Below are 24,062 nucleotides of genomic sequence, written 5' to 3'. Positions count from 1 at the left end.
ATCTTCCCGTGGGGAAACAGCAGACCAAGTGCCGGCGTGACGACGATCTGACCGGACAGCTCGGCACCACGCTGCGGCACTTCATGCATCTGGAGTCGACGAGCGCCACACTGTTGGTGATCGCCTCCCTGCTCGCGCTGGCCTGGGCCAACTCGCCGTGGTCGCACGGCTACGAGCATCTGTGGGAGACGGTCGTCTCGGTGCGGTTCGGCGACGTCGGGCTCTCGATGGACCTGCACCACTGGGTCAACGACGGCCTGATGGTGGTCTTCTTCTTCGTCGTCGGCCTGGAGGTACGCCGCGAGCTCGCCGTCGGCGAGCTCACCGACCGCCGCCGCATGGTGGTGCCGCTGATCGCCGGGGCGGGCGGGCTGGCCCTGCCCGCGCTGATCTACCTGCTGCTCAACCCTTCCGGTGAGGGGGCTCGCGGGTGGGGCATCGTGATCGGCACCGACACCGCGTTCCTGCTCGGGATGCTCGCGCTCGTCGGGCCGGCGGTCTCGACGCAGCTGCGCATCTTCCTGCTCACCCTCACCGTCATCGACGACATCGTCGCGGTGAGCGTCATCGGGGTCGCCTACACCGAGCACCTCTCCGTCGGCCCGCTGGTCGTGGCCGGGCTGGCCCTGGTCGGGATCTTCGTGCTCGACCGGGTGAAGGTGTGGCGCGCCGGGCCCTACGTACTGCTCGTGCTGATCGCCTGGGTGGCCACCCTCGGAGCCGGCCTGCACGCCTCCATCGCCGGGATGCTGGCCGGGCTGCTGGTGCCGGCCGCGGAGCCGACCCGGGCCCAGATGGAGGTCGCTACCTCGCGGTTCCGGGCGTTCCGGCAGTCGCCGCTGCCGACGCTGCAGCGCGAGACCCGCGACGAGCTGACCCGCACGATCTCGGTCAACGAGCGGCTCCAGGAGACGCTGCACGTGCCGACGAGCTATCTCATCGTGCCGGTCTTCGCCCTCGCCAACGCCGGCGTCGACCTGCGCGACGGCGTGCTCGGTGAGGCGCTGAGGTCGCCGGTGACCTGGGGTGTCGTCGCCGGCCTGGTCCTCGGCAAGACCCTCGGCATCGGTGGCGGCGCGCTCGTGGCCACGCGGCTGCGGCTCGGGCGGCTGCCCCAGGGCGTCGGCGGCGGTCACGTCCTCGGCGGCGCGGCGCTGTCGGGCATCGGCTTCACCGTCGCGCTGCTGATCACCACGCTCGCCTTCGACTCCGAGACGCTGCAGCGCGACGCGATCGTCGGCGTGCTCCTCTCCGTGGTGATCGCCTCCGCCCTCGGGTGGCTGATCTTCCAGCTCTCCGCGCGCTTCCTCGGCCAGCGCGACGCGGCCCTGCCGAAGGTGCTCGCGACCCCGGTCGACCCGGCGCGCGACCACATCTACGGCGACGTGGACGCCGAGGTCACCCTGCTCGAGTACCTCGACTACGAGTGCCCCTTCTGCGCCCGCGCCACAGGCACCGCCAACGAGGTCCGCAACTACTTCGGGTCGCGGATCCGCTACGTCGTACGCCACCTCCCCCTCCCCCAGCACCCGCACGCCGAGCTGGCCGCGGTCGCCGCGGAGGCCGCCGCGCGGCAGGGGCGGTTCTGGGAGATGCACAAGCACCTCTTCGACCATCAGAACGAGCTCGAGCACAAGGACCTGGCCGGCTACGCCGGTGTCCTCGGGCTCGACGTGGAGCAGTTCCTCCGCGACCTGGAGGACCCCGCGCTGGCCGAGCACGTCCGTGAGGACATGGCCTCGGCCAACGACAGCGGCGCCCGCGGCACCCCGACGTTCTTCGTCGGCTCGCACCGCCACGAGGGCCGCTACGACGCGCGCACGCTCATCGCCGAGCTCGAGCGCGCGGCCACCGGGGAGACCGCTCGGCTCGGGATGCGCTCGCGCCGCTAGGCCTGGGTGTCCTCAGCAGGCTCAGCAGCCTCGGCCGGCTCGTCGGGGCGTCCCGGCCGGTAGGTGGCGGCGAGGAGGAGGGCGGTGCCGAGCACACCGGCACCGAGCGCCACCGCGCCGCCGATCCAGCCGTCGTAGACGATGCCGAGGGCGGAGTCGAGCGAGATCGTCCCGGGCCCGGTGACACCGAGCACGACCGCGACGACGGCCAGGATCATGACGTACTCCCAGCCCTCCTTGAAGACGAAGAACCCGTTGGGCCGGTGCGCGAGCAGGGCGGCGACCAGCATCACCCCGACCACGCCGGCCGCGGCCAGGGGCGTGATCAGCCCCAGGATCAGCAGCACGCCCGCGCCGATCTCGGTCACCACGCTGGCCCACGCCTGAAGCGTGCCGTGGCGCAGGCCCAGACTCTCGAACCAGCCGGCGGTGCCGGCGATCTTGCCGCCACCGCGCCAGTGGTTGACGCCGTGGGCGATCATCGTGCCGCCCACCGCCAGACGGAGCAGCATCAGGGCCAGATCGACGGGGTCCATCACAAGGTTCCTCGCTGTTATGGGGAGTGGTCGGCCCAGCCTAGGAGGAGGCCGGGCACGATGCACGGAGGGACGCCGTAGGCTCTCCCGAATGCTGCTGCTCGGAGTCACCCTCGCGCTGGGCTCGGCGGTCGCCCACGCCGCCTGGAACACGGCGTCGAAGACCATCGCTCCGGCGGGACGGCCGGCGCTGTGGGCGGTCGCGATCGTGGAGAGCTGCCTGGTCGTCACGGTCACCGCGGTGGTGATGATCGTGCGCGGCCACGGCATCGCGGTGACCTGGGAGCTCCTGCTGCTCTCCCTCGGCAGCACCGCGATGCACGCGCTGACCATGGGCCTGGTCCAGGTGGCCTACCAGGACTTCGACGTCAGCCAGATCTACCCGCTCTCCCGCGGTCTCGCGCCGGTGGTCGTGGCGATCACCGGCATGGTGGTGCTCGGGCAGTGGCTGAGCTGGGCGCAGTGGGGCGGCGTACTCCTGATGGCGGCGGCGGTCGGGGCACTGCTCTTCGAGACCGTCCGCACTAAGGGCTCGCTGCAGGCGAAACCGCTGCTGTGGTCGGCGTGCATCGCCGCCTCGATCGCCGGCTACACGACCTACGACGGCTGGGTGGTCGTCGAGCGCGGCCTCGACCCGATCGCCTACTACGCCGTCGGCACGGTGGTCCAGGTGGTGCTCTGGAGCGTGGTCGTGCGGGGCAGGTACGCCGAGGGGCTGCGCCAGCTCCGGATCCACGCGCGGACCGTGGCCGTGCTCGCTGTCCTGGTCCCCACCTCGTACGTCCTCAGCCTCTACGCCACGCTGCACGCCCCGGTCTCGCTGGTCGCCGCGGTGCGCAGCTCGAGCCTGATCTGGGTCGCGCTCTCGGCGGCGCTGATCCTGCGCGAGCCGATCGGGAGGGTACGCGTCGCCGCGACGATCCTCGCCGCGGCGGCCGTGGTCACGATGGTGGTGTGAGGCTCGGCTGCGCGCGGAGCGCGGGGCGGGCGATGGCGACGTAGAGGAGCGCCCCCAGCCAGCCGAGGAAGATCATCAGCAGCACGTAGAGGATCTTGCTCTGGCCGGCCGCCGACCAGACGCTGTCGGGGGTCCGGAGGGCCTGGACCAGCATCAGCAGCCACCACACGGTGACCGCGAGCCAGACCAGCAGCAGCGCGGCGCCTCCGATCAGGGAGGCCCATTCGGCTCCGGTGGGTAGTCCGATCATCGGTGTCATCGCGTCGCTCCTGGTTGCGTGGTGAGCAGCATCGGCATCAGCCCGATCACCTGCGCCCGCAGGTCCGCCAGGGCGCCGTCGCGACCGTTGAGGTAGCCCAGCAGTGCCTGCTGGAAGATGCCGTCGAACATCCCGTAGGCCACCGGCGCGGCGATCGCGGGCTCGGCGCCGGCGAGCGAGGCGTAGCGGTCCACGATCCGCGCGATCATGTCCTCCAGGCTCTGGTCGATCTGGGTGACCGCCTCGCGCAGGCTCTCCTCGAACATCGATTGCGAGCGCAGGTCGTACCAGAGCCGGTGCATCGCGGCCTCCTCGACGATCGTCTCGACGAGCTTGTCGCCGAACCGCTCGGCGAGGTCGTCGGGCGAGGTCGCCTCGGCCACCACGCCGTCGTAGCGGTGGACGCAGGTCTCCTTGTAGTAGCGCACGCAGTAGACGATCAGCTCGAGCTTGTCGTTGAAGTAGTAGTGCACGACGCCGTGGCTGAACTCGGAGTTGTTGGCGATCTCGCGCAGGCTGGCCCGCGCGTAGCCCAGCTCCCCCAACGTACGCAGCGCAGACTCGGCGAGCGCCTTGCGGCGTTCGTCGTGCTTGTCGGCGGGCGTGCGGCGCGACGCCTTCGGAGCGGCGACCTGGGTCATGGGCCGCAACGATACCCCCTCTCGCACGCCTCCTGCTGCCGTCCGGACCATTTTCTGGTCAATCGTCAAGAAAACTCTTGACACTCGTCAAGATTCGCGATTGCCTGTGATCCCGATCACAGCGCATCACAGCGACGAAGGAGTCACAGATGACCGATCTGAGCGGACGCACAGCACTCGTCACCGGCGGAGCCCAAGGCCTGGGCGAGGGGATGGCCCGCGCGCTGGCCGCCGCCGGTGCCAAGGTCGCCGTCGCAGACGTGAAGGACGACCAGGGCGCGAAGGTGGCCGAGTCCATCGGCGGCACCTTCGTGCGCCTCGACGTCACCGACGACGCCTCCTGGGAGGCGGGCGTCGCCGCAGCCGTCGACGGCCTCGGCGGGCTCGACATCCTGGTCAACAACGCGGGCGTGGAGATCACCAGCCTCGTCACCGAGCTCGACCCCGCCGACATCAAGAAGATGCTCGAGGTCAACGTGCTCGGCACGGCCCTCGGCCTCAAGCACGGCCTGCGGACGATGCGGCCCGACGGCGCTGCCGGCAACGGCGGCGTGATCGTCAACGTCGCCTCGGTCGCCGCGACGATCGCCTTCCCCGGCATCTCGGTCTACTCGGCCACCAAGAGCGCCGTCGACCGGCTGACCCGGGTGGCCGCGATGGAGAGCGGCAAGCTCGGCTACGGCGTACGTGTCAACTGCATCTACCCCGGCCTCGTCCCCACCGAGATGGGCGCCGGGCTGGCCAACGACGTCGCGCAGCTCGGCCTCTTCGAGTCGCCCGACGCAGCCGTCGCCGGCGTCGTCGAGCTGACCCCGTCGGGCCGGCTCGGCACGGTCGAGGACATGGCCGACGCGGTCGTCTTCCTCGCCTCCGACCAGGCGAGGTTCATCAACGGAGTCGGCCTGCCGGTCGACGGTGGAATGGGGATGTGACCATGAGTGACAACAAGCCCGTCGTCGTCTACGGCGCCTCCGGCTACACCGGCCGGCTGGTCTGTGAATACCTGCGCGAGCTCGGCGTGCCGTTCGTGGCCGCCGGCCGCTCGAAGGACAAGCTGGTCGACTCGATGACCTCCCATGTCCCCGGCGTCGAGACCGCCGACTACGAGATCGCCGAGGTCGAGCACACCGTCGAGGCGCTCACCGAGCTGCTCACCGGCGCGCGCGTCGTCCTCAACACCGTCGGCCCGTTCTCCCAGTACGGCCCCGAGGTCGTCGAGGCCGCCCTGGCCGCCGGTGTCCACTACACCGACACCACCGGCGAGCAGGACTGGCTGATCACCTGCGACGAGAAGTACGGCGCCGACTACGCGGAGAAGGGGCTGCTGCTCGCGCCGGGCATCGCGCAGATGTACACCACCGGCGAGATCGCCGCCGAGATCTGCCTCGAGCAGCCCGGCCTCGACACCCTCGACATCGCGGTCTTCTGGGGCGGCTCTCCCACGATCGCCTCGACCCGCACGATCCTGGTCAACGCGGCCACCTCGAAGGCGCACTACCTGGAGCAGAACGCGTACGTCGAGTTCGACCCGACCGCAGGCCTGGTCCCGCTCGTGGTGCCGGGCCAGCACGAGCTCGCGCTCTCGCTGCCGTGGGGCGGCACCTCGCACCCGGTCTGGTACCGGCGCGACCCGAAGGTGGCCAACTGCAAGGCGCAGGGCGGGGTCTTCAACGCCGCCCTGATGAACGGGGTACCGCAGATCGTCGCGGGCGCACTGGAGGCGACCAAGGACATGGACCCCGAGCAGCGCGACGAGGCGCTGACCGCCACCGCGGCCCAGGTCATGAACCAGATGCCGCCGCGCGAGAACCCGCGGCTCAACAAGTCGCTCGACTCGGTGCACGCCTCCGGCCCGCTCGGCCGCGCGCACTGCGTCATTCACGGCAACCAGAACTACAAGCAGACCGGGCTGCTGCAGGCGTACGTCGCCTACTCGCTGCTGCAGCAGCCGCCTCGACGGGTCGGGTTCGCCTCCGGCTGCCAGGCGTTCGGCCACCGCGAGCTCCTCGGCCAGCTGCAGGCCTTCGGGCTGGTCTCGGAGCCGGTCGTGACCCGGCAGCGCGGCTGAAGGGGCGTCGATGCGGCTCGTCGACTACCTGGACAAGGGTGCCTCGCTGGGAGGCGACGCGCCCTGTCTCGTCTGCGGCGAGGACACCTGGACGTACGCCGAGGTCGTCGATCTCTCGGTACGTGTCGCCGCGGGCCTGCAGGCCCGCGGCGTCGCGCCCGGGGCGAAGGTCGCCATCCTCTCGGCCAACGACCCGGTCGCCTTCGCCTCCGTCTTCGGGATCAGCCGCGCCGGGGGCGTCTGGTGCCCGATCAACCCGCGCAGCGAGGCGGCGGAGAACCGCGAGCTCCTCGACCTGTTCGGCTGCTCGGTCCTGATCTTCCAGTCGGCCTTCGCCGGCCTCGTCGACCAGATCCGTGACGACCTCCCCGAGCTGACCACCCTGGTCTGCCTCGACGCGACCCACGACTGGGCGATCGGCTGGGACGACTTCCTCGGCTCCCCCGACGCGTTCGAGCCCGTCGAGGTCGAGGACGACCTGGCCATGGTCGTCGGCACCGGCGGGACCACGGGGCGACCCAAGGGCGTCATGCTCACCGGCACCAACCTGGAGACGATGACGGCGATCACTCTGATGGCCTACCCGTGGCCGGCGGCGCCGACGCGGCCGACCTATCTCGCGCTCGCACCGCTCACCCACGCCGCCGGGGTGCTCTGCTTCCCGGTGCTGTGCCTGGGCGGGACGATCGTGGTGATGCGTACGCCGGACGTGGGCGCGTTCCTCGAGCACATCGAGCGTCACCACGTCACCCACACGTTCCTGCCACCGACGCTGATCTACCTGGTGCTGGACCATCCGGCGCTGGCCTCGACCGACCTGAGGTCGCTGCGCTGCTTCTGGTACGGGGCGGCGCCGATGTCCGCGACCCGTCTGGAGGAGGCGCTGACCCGGATCGGACCGGTGATGGCGCAGCTGTTCGGGCAGACCGAGGCGCCGATGATGATCGCGACCATGTCGCCCGCCGACCACTTCCACGCCGACGGGACGGTCGCCACCGAGCGCCTCTCCTCGGCCGGTCGTCCGGCACCGCTGGTGACCGTGTCGATCATGGGCGAGCGCGGCACGCTGCTCGGCTCCGGCGAACGGGGCGAGATCGTCGTACGCAGCTCCCTGGTCATGCGCGGCTACCTCGACAACCCCGAGGCCACCGCCGAGGCGAGCGCGCACGGCTGGCACCACACCGGCGACATCGGGTTCCTCGACGAGGACGGCTTCCTGCACATCGTCGACCGCGCCAAGGACATGGTGATCACCGGCGGCTTCAACGTCTACTCCACCGAGGTCGAGCAGGCGCTGATGACGCATCCCGCCATTGCCGACTGTGCGGTGGTCGGGCTGCCCGACGAGAAGTGGGGCGAGCGCGTCACCGCCGTCGTCCTCCCTCGGCCCGGCGCCGAGGTCGACGTCGCCGAGCTGAAGGCGTACGTCAAGGAGCGCATCGGCGCGGTCAAGACCCCCAAGCAGATCGAGGTCTGGCCGGACCTGCCGCGCTCGAAGGTCGGCAAGGTGCTCAAGACCGAGATCAAGAAGAGCCTGACTCGGCCGTGAATCTCAGGCCTCCGGGAACGCGCCGGGATCCGCGGCGTACGCCACCATCCAGGTCGGCTCGATGGTGGCGTAGACGACGCCGGGTCCCTCCCAGGTCTGCGGGTCGGAGCCGTAGTACTCGGTGAAGTAGGTGTTGTGGGCCTCGAACTCGGGTCCCTCGGAGACCACGTGCGCCTGTCCATGGGTGAAGACGCCGATGCGCTCGCCGTCGACGTGGGTGGCGCTGACCGCCGGCCGGGCGAGCATGTGCTTGGCCTTGACCGCGGTGGGCGAGGTCCCGAACAGCCAGCGCCCGTGGACGAAGTGGCCGTCGACGCAGCTCGTCCGTGGTTCTCCGCGGGCGGTCACGGTGGCCAGCACCAGCACCTTCATGCCCGTCAGCTCGGTGACGAGCTGACGGGCGTTCAGGCGCTGCTTGTCGGTGACGATGCCGGTCAGGTGGCCGCTCGCGCGGCCGATCGAGGCGTCCAGGAGGCGTTGCAGGTCGGCGATCTCTTCATCTGTCTCGTGCACACGAGGAGTCTCACACCGAGCGCCCCGGGACCGCTTGACCGTTCTTGCGCTAGCTGATCGCGGTGACGATCTCGGGCGGGATGGCGGTGGTGCCCGAGCCGTCGGTCGCGACGATCACGTAGACGACCGACACGGCGCAGGCGACCTCCTCGCCCCGGCGGAACTCGAACTCGAGCGTGAAGCTCTTGGTGCCGACCCGGGTGGTCCGCACCGGCACCTGGACCCGGTCGCCGAAGCCGATCCCGACCTTCCAGTCGAGGTCGGCGTGGGCGAGGTGGGCGTCGACCCCCAGCTCCTTCCAGCGGGAGTAGGGCACCCCGCGGGCGTCGATGAAATGGTTCATCGCCTCGTCGACGTAGCCGAGGTACCAGCTGTTGAACATCACCCCCTGCATGTCGACCTCGAAGTAGCGGGGCGTGAACTCGTAGACCGTCGTCACCGGCGCTCCCTCGCGGGCAGGATCCGGCCGGTGACCTCGCCGAGGGCGATCCGGCCACCGCCGGCCGCCGGCGCGGTGGCGGTGATGGTGACCTCGTCGCCGTCCTCCAGGAACGTACGCACCGACCCGTCGTCGAGCTTGAACGGCTCGGCCCCCGACCAGCTGAGCTCGAGGAACGAGCCGCGCTGGCCCGGCTCCGGCCCGCTGATCGTGCCGCTGGCGAACAGGTCGCCGACGCGCAGCGAGGCGCCGTTGGCGGTCATGTGCGCGAGCATCTGCGGGGCGGTCCAGTACATCGCGGCGTAGGGCGGCTCGGCGACCAGCGTCCCGTTGAGCCGCACCTCGAGGGCGAGGTCGAGGCCCCAGGGGTCCAGCGTCGAGTCGTCCAGGTAGCCGGTCAGCGGAACGTCCCGTGCCGGCGGGCTCACCCGGGCCGCCTCGAGTGCTGCCAGCGGGAGCACCCACGGCGAGATCGAGGTCGCGAACGACTTGCCGAGGAACGGGCCCAGCGGGACGTACTCCCAGGCCTGGATGTCGCGCGCCGACCAGTCGTTGAGGAGCGTGATCCCGAAGATGTGGCCGGCGGCCTCGCGGAGCGGGACCGGGGTGCCCCGGTCGGAGCCCACGCCCACCACGAACCCCAGCTCGGCCTCGATGTCGAGCCGGATCGAAGGGCCGTCGACGATCCCGTCGGGGGTCTTGCGCAGCCCGGTCGGCCGGACGACGTCGGTGCCGGAGACGACCACGGTGCCGGAGCGGCCGTGGTAGCCGATCGGCAGGTGCTTCCAGTTGGGGGTCAGCGGCTCGGAGTCGGGGCGGAACATCTTCCCGACGTTCGACGCGTGGTGCTCGGAGGCGTAGAAGTCGACGTAGTCGGCGACCGTGAACGGCAGCAGCAGGTCGGCCTCCTCGATCGGCACGAGATGCGGGCGCACCACGGCCTCGCTCCCCGGGTCGCTGAGCAGCCGGGTCACCTCCGCACGCACCCGCACCCATGCCTCCGGGCCGGCCGCGAGCAGGCCGTCGAGCCCGCCCGCGCACACGTCGGCGAGACCCTCGGCCGACGCCGCGACGTCGAGCACGAGGTCACCGATCCGCACCCCGAGTCGCGGGGTCGGATCCGCGGCGGTGCGGAAGGTGGCGTACGGAAGCGCCTCGAGGCCGAACAGACTGTCACCGATGTCCAGCCACGACGTCACTGGCGGCCCCCCGCCCAGGTCCAGGCGTACTTGCCGTCGTCGACCGCGGCGCCGGCCTCACCGACCTCGAGCGGCCGGAAGGTGTCGACCATGACCGCGAGCTCGTCGAAGAACTCCGCGCCCAGGCTGCGCTCCATCGCGCCCGGCTGGGGGCCGTGGGCGTGGCCGCCGGGGTGGAGCGTGATCGAGCCGATGCCGATCCCGGAGCCCTTGCGGGCCTCGTAGTCGCCGCCGACGTAGAACATGACCTCGTCGGAGTCGACGTTGGAGTGGTAATACGGCACCGGCACCGCGAGCTCGTGGTAGTCCACCTTGCGCGGCACGAAGTTGCAGATCACGAAGTTGTTGCCCTCGAAGACCTGGTGCGCGGGCGGCGGCTGGTGCACCTTGCCGGTGAGCGGCATGTAGTCGGCGATGTTGAAGACGTAGGGGTAGAGGCAGCCGTCCCAGCCGACGACGTCGAACGGGTGGTGCGGGGTGACGTGGACCGAGCCGGCGATGCCGCCTGCGCCCGGGCCGCGGTGCTTGATGTAGACCTCCGCCTCGGTCGCGTCCACCGTCTGCGGGTCGGTCGGGAGCCGGAGGTCGCGCTCGCAGTAGGGAGCGTGCTCGAGGAACTGGCCGAACCGCGAGAGGTAGCGCTTCGGCGGGGCGATGTGGGAGTTGGCCTCGATCGCGTAGACCCGCAGCGGAGCGTCTCCGCTCGGCACCCAGCGGTGGGTGGTGGCACGCGGGATCACCACGTAGTCGCCCTCACCGACCTCCAGATCGCCGAAGACCGTCTCGACGACACCGCTGCCGGACTCGACGTAGACACACTCGTCGCCGATCGCGTTGCGGTAGAGCGGCGAGGTCTCCCCCGCCACCGCGTAGTGCAGGCGTACGTCGCCGTTGCCGAGCACCAGCCGGCGGCCGGTCACCGCGTCGTGACGCTTCCAGTCCTCACCCGGGAAGAGATCGTGCAGCCCGAGGTGCATCGGGCGCAGGGGGTGGTTGGGGGTGGTGCCGTGGTCGGGCAGCTCCCAGATGCGTACGTCCTTCAACGCCGAGGGGATGTGGCGGTGGTAGAGCAGGGAGGAGTCCGAGGAGAACCCTTCCTCGCCCATGAGCTCTTCGTAGTAGAGATTCCCTTCTCCGTCGCGGTGTTGGGTGTGCCGCTTGGGCGGGATGTGCCCGCGCTGTTGGTAATGCGCCATACCCCGGATCGTACGTGACATGCACCACACCGATCACGGGGGCCGAACGTCCTGAATTCGTCCGGGTACCTCCCGGGGCATAGCCCCGCTCCCCTAGGCTCCTTGGATGCCCTCCGAGACCCCCGAGACCCTTTTCGTGGCGCACGCGACGGGTCGTCTCCTGCACGTCCGGGCGTGCCCTCAGCTCCTCGGCCTCGACGCCCCGATCGTCGCCACTCCGGAGCAGATCGACTCCTTGGGCACATGCGTCTGGTGCGCCAAGGAGCTCGCCGAGGACGGCCGTAGATACTTCGACTCCGTCGAGCAGGCCGTACGCACCCTCGATCCCTCCGACGAGGCCGTCAGAGCCACCGAGGCGGCTCTCGGTGACGTCGACTACGAGCTCGTCTGGGTTCCGCCCAGCTACTCCTACATCGCCGTGGGGTTCAAGGAGCGGGCTGTCGCGTGGATCGGGCGAGGGTGTGTCATGCATGTGGACGGCCGGCTCATCGACTTCGGTTGAGCCCTTACCGCGTGTTGCAGTCTGCATTCTCGGGGTCGGCCAGACGGAGGGCGTCATCGACCTCGCTGAGCTTCGCGGAGGACAGGGCGCCGGCCCGCTCGATCAGGTCGTCCGGGGACAGGGTGGTCAGCCAGGTGCACGGGGTGAAGCCGGGGCGCGGGAGCGCGAACCGAAGCACGCCTTCGAAGGGCAGTCCCTCCTCGGCGCCCAGTGCCACCTCGACGGCCAGACCGGCGATGTCGACGCCTGCCGGAGCCACCACCTGCATCACCTGGATCCCGGACGGGTCCTCTCCCGACAGCAGTACTACGGGCCGGCGCTCGTCGAACTCCACCCACCAGACTTCGCCACGTTGCACGTCTTCTCCTGACTCACGACGGCAGGCCGATGCCCGCGCGACCCCACGAAAGTACCGTCGCTTGCGGAAATTCAGCCCAAAACAGGCGCTATCCTCGAAGCATGACCGCGTTGCCCGACTGGATGCATCCTCCCCGTGAGGAGGGTTGGTTCTCCGAAGACCTCGACATGCTCGTCGAGGCGCCGCGTCATACCGAACTCATCGACGGAGCCCTGGTCTTCAACATGTCACCGCAGCGCCGCTGGCACAGTCGGCTCGTCACGGCCCTGACCAACGCGCTGACGGCGCAGGCACCCGACGGGTTCGAGGTGGACCGGGAGCTGACGGTGGTGCTGGACCGGCGCAACCGCCCGGAGCCGGACGTGCTGGTGAGCACGGCCCGGATCTCCGACCAGGCCTCGTTCTACGACGCAGACTCCGTGGTGCTCGTGGTCGAGGTGGTCTCGCCGGAGTCCGAGCATCGCGACCGGGCGGTGAAACCGCAGAAGTACGCCGAGGCGGGGATCTCCCACTACTGGCGCATCGAGAACGAGGACGGCGCGCCCGCCATCCACGTCTACGAGCGCGACGAGCTCACCAACGCCTACGTCGCGACCGGCATCTTCCGCGACCGGCTCGACGTCGCGGTCCCGTTCCCGGTCAAGATCGACCTCACCGATCTGCTCCGCTGACTCCTCCTCCACGAGGCTGCGCTGTCACAGCCGGCACACCGCCGGTGTCCTAGGGGTATGAACCTCGACAAGCAGGAGGAACCCATGCCCAAGCCCCACGTGATCGTCGTCGGCGGCGGGTACGCCGGTGTGATGGCCGCCAACCGGATCACCAAGCACGAGGACGTCGCGATCACCCTGGTCAACCCGCGCGACCAGTTCGTCGAGCGGATCCGGCTGCACCAGCTGGCCACCGGGTCCTCGGAGGCCGTGGTCGCCTATGCGGACGTGCTGAGCCCACGCGTGCGGCTGGTCACCGACACGGTGGCGTCCATCGACGCGGGTGCGCGCACCGTCGTGCTCGGGAGCGGGCAGCAGATGACGTACGACTACCTGGTCTACGCCGTCGGCAGCGCCGGCACGACCCGGGTCGCGGGTGCGGCGGAGCACGCCTACGGGATCTCGACCTACGAGGAGGCGACCCGGCTGAAGGCGGCGCTGGACGCGGCGCCGGCCGACGCTCCGGTGATCGTCGTCGGCGGCGGACCGACCGGCATCGAGGTCTCCTCCGAGCTCGCCGAGGCGGGCCGGAACGTGGCGCTGATCTGCGGCGACAGGCTCGGTCCGTGGCTGCACGAGAAGGGCCGGGCGGTGGCCGAGCGCGACCTGCGGCGCCTGGGCGTCGGCATCGTCGAGGGCGCTCGGGTGGCCGAGGTGCTGGACGGTCGGGTACGCCTCGACAACGGCCGCGAGCTGCCCAGCTCGGTGACCATCTGGACAGCCGGCTTCGCCGCACCCGACCTGGCCCGCGCGAGCGGGCTCGCCACCGACGAGCTCGGCCGGCTGATCACCGACGAGACCCTCACCAGCGTCGACGACGACCGGATCGTCGCGACCGGCGACGCCGCGGCGCCGTCGGGTCTGGCGTACCGGATGAGCTGCCAGGCCGCCAACCAGCTCGGGCCGCTGGCCGGGGAGACGGTGCTCGCCCGGCTGGCCGGGAAGACCCCGGAGCCGGTGAGCATCGGGTTCGTGGGCCAGTGCATCAGCATCGGCCGTGGCCTGGGACTGGTGAACCTCGCCCGCCGCGACGACTCCGCGGTCGCCGGACGCGTCCGTGGCGTACCTGCGGCGAAGATCAAGGAGCTGGTCTGCCGCAGCACGGTCTGGGCCCTGGGGATGGAGGCGCGCCACCCCGGATCGGCCTTCGGCCTCAAGGACCGGTCGCGCGCCGAGCGGGTCCGGGCGGCTGCGGCCACGCCCGCGTCGCTCGTGGACGAGCCGAGCCGTCGGGCCTGAGCGGCCGGCGGTTCGAGAGGAGTTCAGGCAGGAGACGGACGGCGGTCGTCACGGGATCACGCGGCCCGGCCAGATTGAGGGCCACCCCCACCGATGGAGATCTCGATGCGTACCTTCGTCCGCTCCCTGGCCGCGGCCCTCGCCGCGGCGGCCTTCCTCTCCCCCGCAGCCGCCCCGGCGAGCACCACCGACTCCGCGCGAACCACCGCCGAGCTCGGTACGCCGCACCCGCAGGCGCACGCGCACAACGACTACGAGCACGAGCGCCCGCTGCTCGACGCGCTGGAGCACGGCTTCACGAGCGTCGAGGCCGACGTGTGGCTGGTCGACGGCGAGCTCCTGGTGGCCCACGACGCGGAGGACCTCGACCCGGCGCGGACCCTGGAGGGCCTCTACCTCGCCCCGCTCAAGGAGCTCGTCAGCGGCAGGGGACGCGACGTCTACCCGGGATACGACGGCACCTTCCAGCTCCTGATCGACATCAAGAACACCGGTGAGGCGACGTACGCGGCGATCGAGAAGGAGCTCGCCGGCTACGAGGAGCTCTTCACCCGCTACGAGAACGGCACCGTCAAGGACGGCCCCGTCGAGGCCGTGATCAGCGGTGACCGGCCGCTGGAGACGATGCGGAGCGCGACCCGGCGGCTCACCTTCTACGACGGCCGGATGAGCGATCTCCACTCCGGGATGCCCGCGTCGCTGATGCCGCTGGTCAGCGACAACTGGACCAAGGTGTTCGTCTGGCAGGGCATCGGCCCGATGCCGGAGATCGAGCGCCGCAAGCTCCACGAGATCGTCGACCACGCCCACTCCAAGGGCTACCGCGTGCGCTTCTGGGCGACGCCGGACGCCGACGGCCCGGCACGTGAGGCCGTGTGGACCGAGCTGCTGGCAGCCGGCGTCGACCACATCAACACCGACGACCTCGAGGACCTGGACGCCTTCCTGACCGCCCACGGCTAGAAACTTTCCGGCGCGTGTCACAGTCCCGCGCGCCGTCTCGTCCCAGGGGTGGAAGATGTGACCCGAGGGAGGACGAACGTGACACCTGAGACCGAGATCGAGTTCGAGGAGCTGCGCCCGCTGCTGTTCTCGATCGCCTACCGGATCCTCGGCAGCGTGAGCGAGGCCGAGGACGCGGTGCAGGAGACCTGGATCCGGCTCGAAGGGGCCTCAACCGAGCCCGAGTCGCTCAAGGCCTACCTGTCGACCGTCGTCACCCGCATCTCCCTCGACGTGCTCCGCTCCGCGCGGGTGCGGCGGGAGACGTACGTCGGGCCGTGGTTCCCCGAGCCGCTGCCGACCGACTCCCACCTCGATGAGCGCGAGGACATCTACTCCAGCCCCGAGCGCGCGACCGAGCTGGCCGACTCGGTGTCGATGGCCGCGCTCCTGCTGCTCGAGCGGCTCAGCCCGCTCGAGCGGGCGGTCTTCGTGCTGCGGGAGGTGTTCCACTTCGGCTTCGCCGACATCGCGGCGGCGGTCGACCGCTCGGAGGCGGCCTGCCGCCAGCTCGCCTCGCGTGCCCGCCGGCACATGGACGAGGGCAAGCCGCGCTTCGAGGCCGACCGGCGCAAGCGGGCCGAGCTCTCCGACCGGTTCTTCGAGGCGCTGCGCGACGGCGACCTCGACCAGCTCCAGGCGCTGCTGGCCGCCGACGTCGAGACCGTCAACGACGGCGGCGGCGTCGCCGGTGGCGTCGGTGGCCGGTTCGGTGCGGAGAAGGCGGCACGCATCCTGATCGCGGCGGTGCCGCCGCTGCTCGCCATCGGTGCCCGCCTGGAGCAGCGCGAGCTCAACGGCGAGCCGGGCGCCATCCTGCGCGACGCCGACGGCGCCATCCTCGGCACCTGGACCCTCGACATCCTCGACGGCCAGATCCAGCGGATCCGCTCGGTCACCAACCCCGAGAAGCTGGGCCACCTGGGCCCGGTGGCGGACCTCAAGGACGTCGTACGCCGCCGCAACCGCCACCGCCGCGAGCACTGACGCTGCTCGCTGGTCGAGCCGCGAGGCCGCCTACGGCCGAGCGTGTCGAGACCAACACAGCCCATCGACGCTCGATGGGACCGTGTTGGTCTCGACACGGATTCGCTCGTTCCTCACGAATCCGGCTCGACCAGCGGAGAGACCCTCAGGCGACGGCGCCCTGCGGGGTCGGCGCCGGCCGCAGACCGAGGTCGGCGGTGCGTACGTCCTTGGTCTCGCGGGCGGTCAGGGCGGCGATCGTCGCGACGAGGCAGACGACCGCGGTGTAGCCGGCGGTGACGACCCAGCCGCCCTCCTTCACGCCACCCAGAGCGGTGACGATCGACGGCGTGAACCCGGCCAGCATGAAGCCGATCTGGGTGCCGATCGCGACGCCGGAGAAGCGCACCGGGGTCGAGAACATCTCGCCGTAGAACGAGGGCCAGGTGGCGTTGGCGGCCGCGTAGCCGAAGGAGAAGGTGACGATGGCGAGCGCGAAGACGAGCAGCTCGCTGCCCTGGCTCATCGAGAGCAGGTAGAACGGCATCATGACCGCGCTGGCCACGGCACCGTAGATGAACACGGGCTTGCGTCCGATCCGGTCGGCGAGCCGGCCGAACATGGGCTGGGTGAACAGTGCGACCAGGTTGGCCGCGACGACCAGCCACAGCGTGATCGAGTCGACCATGCCGACCGCGACGCCGTAGGCGATGGCCAGGTTGCCGAAGACCGTGGAGACGGCCGCGATGAAGGCGCAGCAGATGACGCGGAGCACGTCGGTCCAGTGGTCGCGCAGCAGCACCGCGAGGGGCAGCTTGGCGACCTCGTTGTTGGCCTTGGCCTCCTCGAACTCCGGGGTCTCGTTGAGGCGGCTGCGGATGAAGAACGCCACCACGACCACGATCGCGGAGAGCCAGAACGGGATGCGCCAGCCGATGCCGTACTTGATCTCGTCCGGCAGCGCGACCACCGGGATGAAGACGAGCGCAGCCAGGATCTGGCCGCCCTGGGTGCCGGTCAGCGTCCAGGAGGTGTAGAAGGAGCGCTTGTCGTCGGGGGCGTGCTCGAGGGTGAGCGAGCTGGCGCCGGCCTGCTCGCCGGCGGCCGAGAGCCCCTGGAGCAGGCGGCAGAACACCAGCAGTGCTGGCGCGATCCAGCCGGCCTGGTCGTACGACGGCAGGCAGCCGATCAGGAACGTGCCGCCACCCATCAGCAGGAGGGTGAACAGCAGCACCTTCCGGCGGCCGATCCGGTCACCGAAGTGACCGACGAAGACCGCGCCGACGGGCCGCGCGACATACGCGAAGGCGAAGGTCGCGAACGACATCACCAGTGCGGCGTCGCCGGTGCTGGGGAAGAAGACGTGCGGAAAGATCAGCGCTGCGGCAGAGCCGAAGACGAAGAAGTCGTAGTACTCGACGGCACTGCCCATGAAGCTGGCAAGCGCGGCCCGGACCGGGGTCTTGCCTTCCTGGTTCACGGTGCTGTCGGTGTCAGGTCCCGCCATCGGGTCCTCCTCGGGGTCTGTCCCGCGGTCCTGACCGCGGGGCTGTGGGGGGTGGTGGATGAGGTGTTCAGGGGTCAGCCGGCCGCGGCCAGCTCGCGCAGGTGGGCGAGCATCCGCTCGGCATCGGGGTCGATGCCGGTGATCAGCCGGAAGGCGTCGACGGCCTGGTAGACCGCCATGTGGCCTCCGTGGAGCGTCGGGCAGCCGACCTCACGCGCGGCCTGCAGCAGCGCGGTGTCCAGAGGTCGGTAGACGATGTCCGCCACCCACAGATCGGGGCGGAGGAGGCTGGTGTCCAGGGGCGTGCCGGGGTGGTCGGCCATGCCCATCGGGGTGCAGTTGACCAGTCCGTCGGCCTCGGGCACGAGCGCGGCCAGCTTGTCGACGTGGCTCGCCTCGACGGCGCTGTCCGGGTGGTGGCGCCGGATCTCCTCGACCCGCGCCTGAGCACGGTCGAGGTCCATGTCGGCGATGACCAGCCGGTCGACGCCCTGGCTCACGAGCGCGTGCGCGACGGCCGAGCCCGCCCCACCCGCGCCGATCTGCACCACGGTGCCGAGCGGGGCGTCCGGCATCCCGGTGCGCAGCGCACGGCCGAACCCGGTCGTGTCGGTGTTGTAGCCGACCGCGCCCTCCTCGGTGAAGACCACGGTGTTGACCGCACCGAGGCGGGCTGCGGCCTCGTCGAGCCGGTCGAGGTGCTCGATCACGAGCTCCTTGCACGGGTGGGTGATGTTGAGCGCGTCGAAGCCGAGACGCCGGGCCTCCCTCATCAGGTCGCCCACTCCCTCGGCCGGGATCCCCAGCTCGGTGATGTCGAGCGTCTTGTAGACGTACGACAACCCGTGCTCGAACCCTTCGCGCATGTGCAGCGCCGGACTCAGCGAGGGTCCGACGCCCGCGCCGATCAGGCCGACAAGAAACGAAGACTTCATCTGGGTGATCCTTAATGTACGAACTAGTACGTTACGAGAGTGAAGGGCATCACATTCCACCCCGACTCGTCAACCCCCACACGGCAAGAAGCCCGCCCCCGCGGCGCGGGGACGGGCTTCTTCGGCCGGAGGTCAGTGGGCGGTGAGCCAGCCGACGACGATGTCGCCGAGGATGCGGCGGTGGCGCTCGCGCACGTCGGGAGCGAGCATGTCCCGACCGAACAGGAAGCCGAAGGTGGCGCTGTTGGCGACCTGGAAGACGCAGTAGGCGCTGATCATCATGTGCACGTCGATGGCGTCGACGTCGGCCCGCAGCTCACCCGAGGCGCGACCGCGGGCGAGCACCTCGTCGAGGACGGACGCAGCCGGGGCGCCGAGCTCGCGCAACGACTCGACCTTCTCCAGATGCCGGCCACGGTGGATGTTCTCGACGGAGACGAGACGGATGAAGTCGGGGTGGTTGACGTGGTGGTCGAAGGTGAGCTCGGCGATACGACGGATGGCGTCCACCGGCTCGAGATCACCGGCGTGGAGGCTCTGCTCGAGGTCGCGGATCCGGCGATAGGCAGCCTCGAGCACGGCCAGGAACAGCCCCTCCTTGCCGCCGAAGTAGTAGTAGATCATCCGCTTCGTGGTGCGGGTGCGCTCGGCGATCTCGTCGACCCGGGCCCCCGAGTAGCCCTGCTCCGAGAACACCTCGGTCGCGACCTCGAGCAGCTCGGACCGGGTGCGTTCGGCATCACGCGACTGAACCATGCCCCGAGCCTAGAGCACGACCCACTTCCCAACCCGTAGCAATGAATGTACCGTTTCGTACATTAGTCACGAACGGAGAACCATGCGCACCTCGATCGCCACCGTCTGTCTCAGCGGCGGCCTGGTCCAGAAGATGTACGCCGCGGCCGAGGCCGGCTTCGACGCGATCGAGATCTTCGAGCCCGACCTCATCGCCGCACCTCAGTCCCCCGAGGAGATCCGGGCGCTGGCCGACCGGCTCGGGCTCACCCTCGACCTCTACCAGCCCTTCCGTGACGCCGAGGGCGTCGACGAGTCGGTCTTCGCCGACGTGCTGCACCGGGCCGAGGCGAAGTTCCGGCTGATGAGGCGGCTCGGGATCGACCTGATGCTGGTCTGCAGCAACGTCGCCACCGCGACCGTCGACGACGACGAGGTCTCCGCGGGACAGCTGCGGAGGCTGGGCGAGCTCGCCGCGACGAACGGCATCCGGCTGGCCTACGAGGCGCTGGCCTGGGGCCGGTACGTCGACGACTACCGGCGCTCGTGGCGGATCGTCGAGCTCGCCGACCACCCCAACGTCGGGATCTGCCTGGACAGCTTTCACATCCTCTCGCGCGGCCACGACCCCAAGCAGATCGAGGACATCCCGGCCGAGAAGATCTTCTTCCTGCAGCTCGCCGACGCTCCTGCGCTCAGCATGGACGTGCTCTCCTGGAGCCGCCACCACCGGCTCTTCCCCGGCGAGGGCAGCTTCGACCTGCCCGCCTTCCTCGGTCACGTGCTCCGCGCCGGCTACGCCGGTCCGCTCTCGCTGGAGGTCTTCAACGACACCTTCCGCCAGACCGACCCGGTGCGCACCGCCCGCCAGGCCCAGCGCTCGCTGCGCTGGCTCGCCGACCGCACCGCCGACCTGCTCGGCGAAGAGGCTGACAGCTCGCTCCCCCGGCTCCCCGAGGTGGCCGCGCCCGAGGCCTTCGACTTCGTCGAGATCAAGGCGGCGGACACCTCCGGGGTCGAGGTGCTGCTCGAGCAGCTCGGCTTCGACTTCGGCGGGCGCCACCGCAGCAAGCAGGTGCGCCTGTGGACCTGGGGCTCGGCTCGGATCGTCTGCAACGACCTGCCCAGCGCCTCCCCCGAGCCGCGGATCGCGGCCGTCGGCTTCGACGTCGCCGACTCCGACCCGGCCGCCGAGCGCGCCGCGCGGCTGATGGCGCCGCCGGTCCATCGCCGGACCTACGCCGGCGAGCAGGCGCTGCGCGCCTTCACCTCCCCTGACGGCACCGAGGTCTTCCTCTCCCATGCGGAGGACTGGATAGGCGAGTTCGACGGCGGTGTCTCACGCCCGTCCGGGCAGGGCGCCCGCATCGACCACGTCAACCTGGTCCAGCCCTGGCACAGCTTCGACGAGGCGGTCCTCTTCTACACCAGCGTGCTGTCGCTGACGCCCCAGCCGACCCAGGAGGTCGCCGGTCCCTCCGGCCTCGTGCGCAGCCAGGTGATGAGCTCGCCGGCCGGCGGCGTACGGCTGCCGCTCAACCTGCTCCCGACCGAGCAGCAGGGCCAGGCACAGCACATCGCGCTCGCCTGCCACGACATCATCGGTGTCGTCGCGGCCGCCCGGGAGCGTGGCCTGCGACCGCTCGAGGTGCCGGGCAACTACTACGACGACCTGGTCGCCCGCTTCGCCCTGCCCGAGGACCTCGTCGCCACCCTGCGCGACCTCGACCTGCTCTACGACCGCGACGCCGACGGCGAGTACCTGCACTGCTACACCGAGACCGTCGGCGAGGTCTTCTTCGAGCTCGTCGAGCGCCGCCAGCGCTACGACGGCTACGGCGCCGGCAACGCACCGGTCCGCCTGGTCAGCCAAGCCGGCTGACCCCCGCCGAAACCGTAGAAGTGGGCGACGAAACCACAGTTTCGTCGCCCACAACTACAGATTCGGCGATCAGAAGTTGCCGCGGCGCTCCTGCTCGCGCTCGATGGCCTCGAAGAGGGCCTTGAAGTTGCCCTTGCCGAAGCCGAGGGAGCCGTGGCGCTCGATCAGCTCGAAGAAGACCGTGGGGCGGTCGCCGATCGGCTTGGTGAAGATCTGCAGCAGGTAGCCGTCCTCGTCGCGGTCGACCAGGATGCCGCGCTTCTGCAGCTCCTCGATCGGCACGCGGACCTCACCGATCCGGGCACGCAGCTCGGGGTCCTCGTAGTAGGAGTCGGGGGTGTTGAGGAACTCGATACCGGCGTCACGCAGCGCGTCGACGGTGGAGAGGATGTCGCCGGTGGCCAGTGCGAGGTGCTGGGCGCCGGGCCCCTGGTAGAACTCCAGGTACTCGTCGATCTGCGACTTCTTCTTGGCGATCGCGGGCTCGTTGAGCGGGAACTTCACCCGGTGGTTGCCGTTGGCCACGACCTTCGACATCAGCGCGGAGTAGTCGGTGGCGATGTCGTCGCCGATGAACTCGGCCATGTTGGTGAAGCCCATGACGCGGCCGTAGAAGTCGACCCAGGCGTCCATCTTGCCGAGCTCGACGTTGCCGACGACGTGGTCGAGCGCCTGGAAGAGGCGCTTGGGCGCGCCCTCGGGCTTCTTCAGCGTCGAGGTGCGGGCGACGTAGCCGGGCAGGTAGGGGCCGTCGTAGCCGGAGCGGTCGACCAGGGTGTGGCGGGTCTCGCCGTAGGTGGCGATGGCGGCGATGCGTACGGTGCCGTGCTCGTCGGTCACGTCGTGCGGCTCCTGGAGCACAGTGGCACCTGCGGAGCGGGCGTGCGCGATGCAGCGGTCGACGTCGGGCACCTCGAGGGCGATGTCGATGACGCCGTCACCGTGGCGGGCGTGGTGGGCGATGATCTCGCTCTCGGGCGCGACGCCGCCCTTGATCACGAACCGCACTCCCCCGCTGCGCAGCACGTAGGAGTGGTGGTCGCGGTTGCCGGTCTCGGGGCCGGAGTAGGCGACGAGCTCCATGCCGAAGGCGCTCTGGAAGAAGTGGGCGGTCTGGGTGGCGTTGCCGACGGCCCACACGACCGCGTCCCAGCCGGTGACCGGGAACGGGTCAGAGCTGTCGTCGTAGGCCACCAGGCCGACGAGCTGCTCCAGCTCGGCGAGCCCGAGTCCGGCGAGCTTCTCTTGGTTGGTCAGGGTGTCTGCAAGCGTCATGCGGGCAAGTCAAGTGGGCCGGATCACACCAAACAAGTTGACCACCGAGCACTGGTCAATCTGTCAGATCGGACCAGCATTCACCGCTCGTGGCTAGACAATCTGACTACCATCGAGCCATGAACCTCGATGCCCTCGACGTCACCCTCCTGGAGACCCTGCACGCCCACCCGCGAGTCGGCGACCTCGAGCTCTCCCGGGTCGCCGGCGTCGCCCGCGCCACCGTGCAGAGCCGGCTGCGCAAGATGACCGAGGCCGGCGTGATCCGCGACTGGGCACCGACGATCGACCCGGGCGCGGCCGGCCACACCGTCCAGGCGTTCGTGACCCTCGAGATCTCCCAGGGTGCCCTGGAGGACGTACGCCGCGACCTCGCCGAGATCCCCGAGGTGCTGGAGGCGTACGTCACCACCGGCTCCTTCGACGTCTTCTGCAAGGTCGCGACCGGGTCGCACGCGAAGCTCCAGGAGGTGCTCGTGCGCATCGACCAGTCCCACGCCGTGGTCCGCTCGACCAGCGTGGTCACCCTCTCGACCCTGATCGAGCCGCGCACCCTCGACCTGCTGCGCACCGGGGCCGCACCCCGCTGACCGCTGCTCGCCGCCGCTAGGGCATCCGGGGCAGTTCGACCGAGACCCGGAGCCCGCCGCCGGGGCGGGCGAGGACGGCGAGGTTGCCGTCGTGGGCGCGGGTGATGCTCTTGACGATCGCCAGGCCCAGGCCGACGCCGGCGTGGTCGGCGTGGATCCGCTGGGTGCCGCGCTGGAAGGGCTCGGTGAGGGTGGCGACGAGCCCACGGGAGAGCTCCTCGCCGGTGTTCGCGACGGTGAGCACCACGCTCTTCTCGTTGGCGGTGATCGTGACCGACACCGAGCCGCCCTCGGGCAGGTTGTGGACGATCGCGTTGTGGATCAGGTTGGTCGCGACCTGCAGCAGCAGGGCGGGCGAGCCGCTGACCGTGGCCTGCTCGCCGGAGCTCTCGATCCGTACGTCGCGCTGCTCGGCGAGCGGCAGCAACGTCTCGACCGCCTCCTCGGCGACCAGCGACAGGTCGACCCGCTCCCGGACGAACGAGCGCTGGTCGGCCCGGCTGAGCACGAGCAGCGCCTCGGTGAGGTCGATCGCGCGGGAGTTGATCAGGCGGAGCCGGTCGACGAGCTCCTCGACGTCGCGGTTCGGGTCCTTGCCGGCGACGTCGAGCAGCGTCTGCGTGATCGCCAGCGGGGTGCGCAGCTCGTGGGAGGCGTTGGCCGCGAACCGCTGCTGCTCGGCCACCTGCGACTCGAGCTTCTCGAGCATCGTGTCGAAGGCGTCGGCGAGCTCGCGGAACTCGTCGCCGGGGCCGTCGAGATCGATCCGGTGCGAGAGCGACCCGTCGGCCGCTGTACGTGTCGCCTCGGTGATCTTCGTCAGCGGCGCCAGCATGCGACCCGCGAGGATCCAGCCTCCGACCAACCCGAACACGATCAGGAACCCCATCATCGTGGCCGCCCGCGGCGCGAACGCACGCTCGAGGTCGGAGCGGTTCGGGACGAAGGGCGCACCCGGCCGCCCGGCCTGCTGCGGCCACTCCACCCACACCCCGTCGGGGACGTAGCGCAGCAGGAAGACCCACACGACCGCGAGGAGCAGCACCCCGGTGACCACGATGACCCCGGCATAGCTGAGCGTCAGCTTGAGCCGGACGCTCATCCCCGGGCG

General features: G+C 70.2%; 25 protein-coding genes. 12 read left to right on the top strand and 13 right to left on the bottom strand.

Translation table 11 applies throughout. From position 1 onward, the window contains the following. The first annotated feature begins 8 nt into the window (after positions 1–8). Positions 9–1,892 carry a Na+/H+ antiporter NhaA gene (gene nhaA / locus ACWZJV_RS26030; protein WP_457179394.1) on the top strand — a complete coding sequence of 628 codons (1,884 nt, stop codon included), beginning with the start codon at positions 9–11 and terminating at the stop codon, positions 1,890–1,892. On the opposite strand, the gene ACWZJV_RS26025 is transcribed toward nhaA, so the two are convergent. Beyond that, the gene (locus ACWZJV_RS26025; protein ID WP_008361486.1) at positions 1,889–2,428 is read right to left on the bottom strand and encodes a DoxX family protein; all 540 of its coding nucleotides are present in this window, start codon (positions 2,426–2,428) and stop codon (positions 1,889–1,891) included. The two genes, nhaA and ACWZJV_RS26025, sit on opposite strands and share 4 nt — an antisense overlap. Before the next feature lie 91 nt (positions 2,429–2,519). Here ACWZJV_RS26025 and ACWZJV_RS26020 point away from each other — a divergent pair, with 91 nt between their 5' ends. Then, entirely contained in the window at positions 2,520–3,386 is an 867-nt protein-coding gene (locus ACWZJV_RS26020; protein ID WP_457179393.1) for a hypothetical protein, read from the top strand. Here the strand turns inward: ACWZJV_RS26020 and ACWZJV_RS26015 are convergent. Together ACWZJV_RS26015 and ACWZJV_RS26010 are read right to left on the bottom strand one after the other, a co-directional pair. Further along, complete coding sequence (locus ACWZJV_RS26015; RefSeq protein WP_457179392.1) at positions 3,370–3,645, bottom strand: hypothetical protein; 276 nt, start codon at positions 3,643–3,645, stop codon at positions 3,370–3,372. The two genes, ACWZJV_RS26020 and ACWZJV_RS26015, sit on opposite strands and share 17 nt — an antisense overlap. Beyond that, positions 3,642–4,286 (bottom strand): TetR/AcrR family transcriptional regulator, encoded by a 645-nt coding sequence (locus ACWZJV_RS26010; RefSeq protein WP_457179391.1) that lies wholly within the window; start codon positions 4,284–4,286, stop codon positions 3,642–3,644. The genes ACWZJV_RS26015 and ACWZJV_RS26010 overlap by 4 nt, the downstream gene beginning before the upstream one ends. A 149-nt stretch (positions 4,287–4,435) precedes the next feature. Here ACWZJV_RS26010 and ACWZJV_RS26005 point away from each other — a divergent pair, with 149 nt between their 5' ends. Genes ACWZJV_RS26005 through ACWZJV_RS25995 form a run of 3 tightly spaced genes read left to right on the top strand, consistent with a single transcriptional unit; the run spans position 4,436 to position 7,903 of the window. Next, complete coding sequence (locus tag ACWZJV_RS26005; protein WP_457179390.1) at positions 4,436–5,218, top strand: SDR family NAD(P)-dependent oxidoreductase; 783 nt, start codon at positions 4,436–4,438, stop codon at positions 5,216–5,218. 2 nt (positions 5,219–5,220) lie between these two features. After that, a complete protein-coding gene (locus ACWZJV_RS26000; protein ID WP_008361492.1) occupies positions 5,221–6,354 on the top strand; it encodes a DUF5938 domain-containing protein in 1,134 nt (377 codons plus the stop codon). A 10-nt stretch (positions 6,355–6,364) separates the two neighbouring features. Continuing rightward, the gene (locus ACWZJV_RS25995; protein ID WP_457179389.1) at positions 6,365–7,903 is read left to right on the top strand and encodes an acyl-CoA synthetase; all 1,539 of its coding nucleotides are present in this window, start codon (positions 6,365–6,367) and stop codon (positions 7,901–7,903) included. A 3-nt stretch (positions 7,904–7,906) separates the two neighbouring features. Here ACWZJV_RS25995 and ACWZJV_RS25990 read toward each other — a convergent pair whose 3' ends face one another. Genes ACWZJV_RS25990 through ACWZJV_RS25975 form a run of 4 tightly spaced genes read right to left on the bottom strand, consistent with a single transcriptional unit; the run spans position 7,907 to position 11,250 of the window. Continuing rightward, complete coding sequence (locus ACWZJV_RS25990) at positions 7,907–8,416, bottom strand: pyridoxamine 5'-phosphate oxidase family protein (protein ID WP_196874475.1); 510 nt, start codon at positions 8,414–8,416, stop codon at positions 7,907–7,909. Positions 8,417–8,465: 49 nt separating this feature from the next. Then, positions 8,466–8,855 carry an acyl-CoA thioesterase gene (locus ACWZJV_RS25985; protein WP_457179388.1) on the bottom strand — a complete coding sequence of 130 codons (390 nt, stop codon included), beginning with the start codon at positions 8,853–8,855 and terminating at the stop codon, positions 8,466–8,468. Then, on the bottom strand, positions 8,852–10,054 hold the full coding sequence (gene fahA / locus ACWZJV_RS25980; RefSeq protein WP_457179387.1) for a fumarylacetoacetase: 1,203 nt from the start codon (positions 10,052–10,054) through the stop codon (positions 8,852–8,854). The genes ACWZJV_RS25985 and fahA overlap by 4 nt, the downstream gene beginning before the upstream one ends. Beyond that, positions 10,051–11,250 carry a cupin domain-containing protein gene (locus tag ACWZJV_RS25975; RefSeq protein WP_457179386.1) on the bottom strand — a complete coding sequence of 400 codons (1,200 nt, stop codon included), beginning with the start codon at positions 11,248–11,250 and terminating at the stop codon, positions 10,051–10,053. Before ACWZJV_RS25975 ends, fahA begins: the two co-directional genes overlap by 4 nt. A 106-nt stretch (positions 11,251–11,356) precedes the next feature. Between ACWZJV_RS25975 and ACWZJV_RS25970 the strand changes: the two genes are divergently transcribed. Next, complete coding sequence (locus tag ACWZJV_RS25970) at positions 11,357–11,752, top strand: hypothetical protein (protein WP_196874477.1); 396 nt, start codon at positions 11,357–11,359, stop codon at positions 11,750–11,752. 4 nt (positions 11,753–11,756) lie between these two features. Here the strand turns inward: ACWZJV_RS25970 and ACWZJV_RS25965 are convergent, their stop codons facing one another. Next, positions 11,757–12,110 carry a type II toxin-antitoxin system PemK/MazF family toxin gene (locus tag ACWZJV_RS25965; protein ID WP_457179385.1) on the bottom strand — a complete coding sequence of 118 codons (354 nt, stop codon included), beginning with the start codon at positions 12,108–12,110 and terminating at the stop codon, positions 11,757–11,759. 101 nt (positions 12,111–12,211) lie between these two features. On the opposite strand from ACWZJV_RS25965, the gene ACWZJV_RS25960 reads away from it, so the two are divergent. The 4 genes from ACWZJV_RS25960 (at position 12,212) to ACWZJV_RS25945 (ending at position 16,048) form a co-directional block, all read left to right on the top strand. Further along, positions 12,212–12,781: a Uma2 family endonuclease gene (locus ACWZJV_RS25960; protein WP_008361500.1), complete on the top strand. Its 570-nt coding sequence runs from the start codon at positions 12,212–12,214 to the stop codon at positions 12,779–12,781. Between the two features lie 84 nt (positions 12,782–12,865). Beyond that, entirely contained in the window at positions 12,866–14,059 is a 1,194-nt protein-coding gene (locus ACWZJV_RS25955; protein WP_457179384.1) for an NAD(P)/FAD-dependent oxidoreductase, read from the top strand. Between the two features lie 105 nt (positions 14,060–14,164). Further along, a complete protein-coding gene (locus ACWZJV_RS25950; protein WP_457179383.1) occupies positions 14,165–15,022 on the top strand; it encodes a phosphatidylinositol-specific phospholipase C/glycerophosphodiester phosphodiesterase family protein in 858 nt (285 codons plus the stop codon). Positions 15,023–15,100: 78 nt separating this feature from the next. Next, positions 15,101–16,048 carry an RNA polymerase sigma-70 factor gene (locus tag ACWZJV_RS25945; RefSeq protein WP_457179382.1) on the top strand — a complete coding sequence of 316 codons (948 nt, stop codon included), beginning with the start codon at positions 15,101–15,103 and terminating at the stop codon, positions 16,046–16,048. Between the two features lie 145 nt (positions 16,049–16,193). On the opposite strand, the gene ACWZJV_RS25940 is transcribed toward ACWZJV_RS25945, so the two are convergent. From ACWZJV_RS25940 to ACWZJV_RS25930, 3 genes are all read right to left on the bottom strand, one after another. Continuing rightward, positions 16,194–17,534 carry an MFS transporter gene (locus ACWZJV_RS25940; protein WP_457179381.1) on the bottom strand — a complete coding sequence of 447 codons (1,341 nt, stop codon included), beginning with the start codon at positions 17,532–17,534 and terminating at the stop codon, positions 16,194–16,196. Between the two features lie 74 nt (positions 17,535–17,608). Next, positions 17,609–18,469: a shikimate dehydrogenase gene (locus ACWZJV_RS25935; protein WP_457179380.1), complete on the bottom strand. Its 861-nt coding sequence runs from the start codon at positions 18,467–18,469 to the stop codon at positions 17,609–17,611. Between the two features lie 132 nt (positions 18,470–18,601). After that, positions 18,602–19,225 carry a TetR/AcrR family transcriptional regulator gene (locus ACWZJV_RS25930; RefSeq protein ID WP_008361507.1) on the bottom strand — a complete coding sequence of 208 codons (624 nt, stop codon included), beginning with the start codon at positions 19,223–19,225 and terminating at the stop codon, positions 18,602–18,604. 82 nt (positions 19,226–19,307) lie between these two features. On the opposite strand from ACWZJV_RS25930, the gene ACWZJV_RS25925 reads away from it, so the two are divergent. Continuing rightward, entirely contained in the window at positions 19,308–21,086 is a 1,779-nt protein-coding gene (locus tag ACWZJV_RS25925; RefSeq protein ID WP_457179379.1) for a bifunctional sugar phosphate isomerase/epimerase/4-hydroxyphenylpyruvate dioxygenase family protein, read from the top strand. 69 nt (positions 21,087–21,155) lie between these two features. On the opposite strand, the gene hppD is transcribed toward ACWZJV_RS25925, so the two are convergent. After that, complete coding sequence (hppD, locus tag ACWZJV_RS25920; RefSeq protein ID WP_008361511.1) at positions 21,156–22,361, bottom strand: 4-hydroxyphenylpyruvate dioxygenase; 1,206 nt, start codon at positions 22,359–22,361, stop codon at positions 21,156–21,158. 119 nt (positions 22,362–22,480) lie between these two features. Between hppD and ACWZJV_RS25915 the strand changes: the two genes are divergently transcribed. Continuing rightward, positions 22,481–22,951 (top strand): Lrp/AsnC family transcriptional regulator, encoded by a 471-nt coding sequence (locus tag ACWZJV_RS25915; protein WP_457179378.1) that lies wholly within the window; start codon positions 22,481–22,483, stop codon positions 22,949–22,951. Positions 22,952–22,967: 16 nt separating this feature from the next. On the opposite strand, the gene ACWZJV_RS25910 is transcribed toward ACWZJV_RS25915, so the two are convergent. After that, complete coding sequence (locus ACWZJV_RS25910) at positions 22,968–24,053, bottom strand: sensor histidine kinase (protein WP_457179377.1); 1,086 nt, start codon at positions 24,051–24,053, stop codon at positions 22,968–22,970. Positions 24,054–24,062 lie beyond the last annotated feature (9 nt).

The sequence above is a fragment of the Nocardioides sp. WG-D5 genome, from assembly GCF_054031175.1.
The sequence above is the reverse complement of the archived record's forward strand: the minus strand, read 5'-3'. Positions and strand labels throughout refer to the sequence as shown.

What these genes read in the sequence shown, in the direction of transcription:
- ACWZJV_RS26005 (WP_457179390.1), top strand. Translation starts at nt 4,436, where the DNA reads ATGACCGATCTGAGCGGACGCACAGCACTCGTCACCGGCGGAGCCCAA.
- ACWZJV_RS26020 (WP_457179393.1), top strand. Translation starts at nt 2,520, where the DNA reads ATGCTGCTGCTCGGAGTCACCCTCGCGCTGGGCTCGGCGGTCGCCCAC.
- ACWZJV_RS25910 (WP_457179377.1), bottom strand. Translation starts at nt 24,053, where the DNA reads ATGAGCGTCCGGCTCAAGCTGACGCTCAGCTATGCCGGGGTCATCGTG.
- ACWZJV_RS25940 (WP_457179381.1), bottom strand. Translation starts at nt 17,534, where the DNA reads ATGGCGGGACCTGACACCGACAGCACCGTGAACCAGGAAGGCAAGACC.
- ACWZJV_RS25955 (WP_457179384.1), top strand. Translation starts at nt 12,866, where the DNA reads ATGCCCAAGCCCCACGTGATCGTCGTCGGCGGCGGGTACGCCGGTGTG.
- ACWZJV_RS25935 (WP_457179380.1), bottom strand. Translation starts at nt 18,469, where the DNA reads ATGAAGTCTTCGTTTCTTGTCGGCCTGATCGGCGCGGGCGTCGGACCC.
- ACWZJV_RS26000 (WP_008361492.1), top strand. Translation starts at nt 5,221, where the DNA reads ATGAGTGACAACAAGCCCGTCGTCGTCTACGGCGCCTCCGGCTACACC.
- ACWZJV_RS25915 (WP_457179378.1), top strand. Translation starts at nt 22,481, where the DNA reads ATGAACCTCGATGCCCTCGACGTCACCCTCCTGGAGACCCTGCACGCC.
- ACWZJV_RS25995 (WP_457179389.1), top strand. Translation starts at nt 6,365, where the DNA reads ATGCGGCTCGTCGACTACCTGGACAAGGGTGCCTCGCTGGGAGGCGAC.
- ACWZJV_RS26015 (WP_457179392.1), bottom strand. Translation starts at nt 3,645, where the DNA reads ATGACACCGATGATCGGACTACCCACCGGAGCCGAATGGGCCTCCCTG.
- ACWZJV_RS25950 (WP_457179383.1), top strand. Translation starts at nt 14,165, where the DNA reads ATGCGTACCTTCGTCCGCTCCCTGGCCGCGGCCCTCGCCGCGGCGGCC.
- ACWZJV_RS26025 (WP_008361486.1), bottom strand. Translation starts at nt 2,428, where the DNA reads ATGGACCCCGTCGATCTGGCCCTGATGCTGCTCCGTCTGGCGGTGGGC.
- ACWZJV_RS26010 (WP_457179391.1), bottom strand. Translation starts at nt 4,286, where the DNA reads ATGACCCAGGTCGCCGCTCCGAAGGCGTCGCGCCGCACGCCCGCCGAC.
- ACWZJV_RS25975 (WP_457179386.1), bottom strand. Translation starts at nt 11,250, where the DNA reads ATGGCGCATTACCAACAGCGCGGGCACATCCCGCCCAAGCGGCACACC.
- ACWZJV_RS25930 (WP_008361507.1), bottom strand. Translation starts at nt 19,225, where the DNA reads ATGGTTCAGTCGCGTGATGCCGAACGCACCCGGTCCGAGCTGCTCGAG.
- ACWZJV_RS25970 (WP_196874477.1), top strand. Translation starts at nt 11,357, where the DNA reads ATGCCCTCCGAGACCCCCGAGACCCTTTTCGTGGCGCACGCGACGGGT.
- hppD (WP_008361511.1), bottom strand. Translation starts at nt 22,361, where the DNA reads ATGACGCTTGCAGACACCCTGACCAACCAAGAGAAGCTCGCCGGACTC.
- ACWZJV_RS25925 (WP_457179379.1), top strand. Translation starts at nt 19,308, where the DNA reads ATGCGCACCTCGATCGCCACCGTCTGTCTCAGCGGCGGCCTGGTCCAG.
- ACWZJV_RS25960 (WP_008361500.1), top strand. Translation starts at nt 12,212, where the DNA reads ATGACCGCGTTGCCCGACTGGATGCATCCTCCCCGTGAGGAGGGTTGG.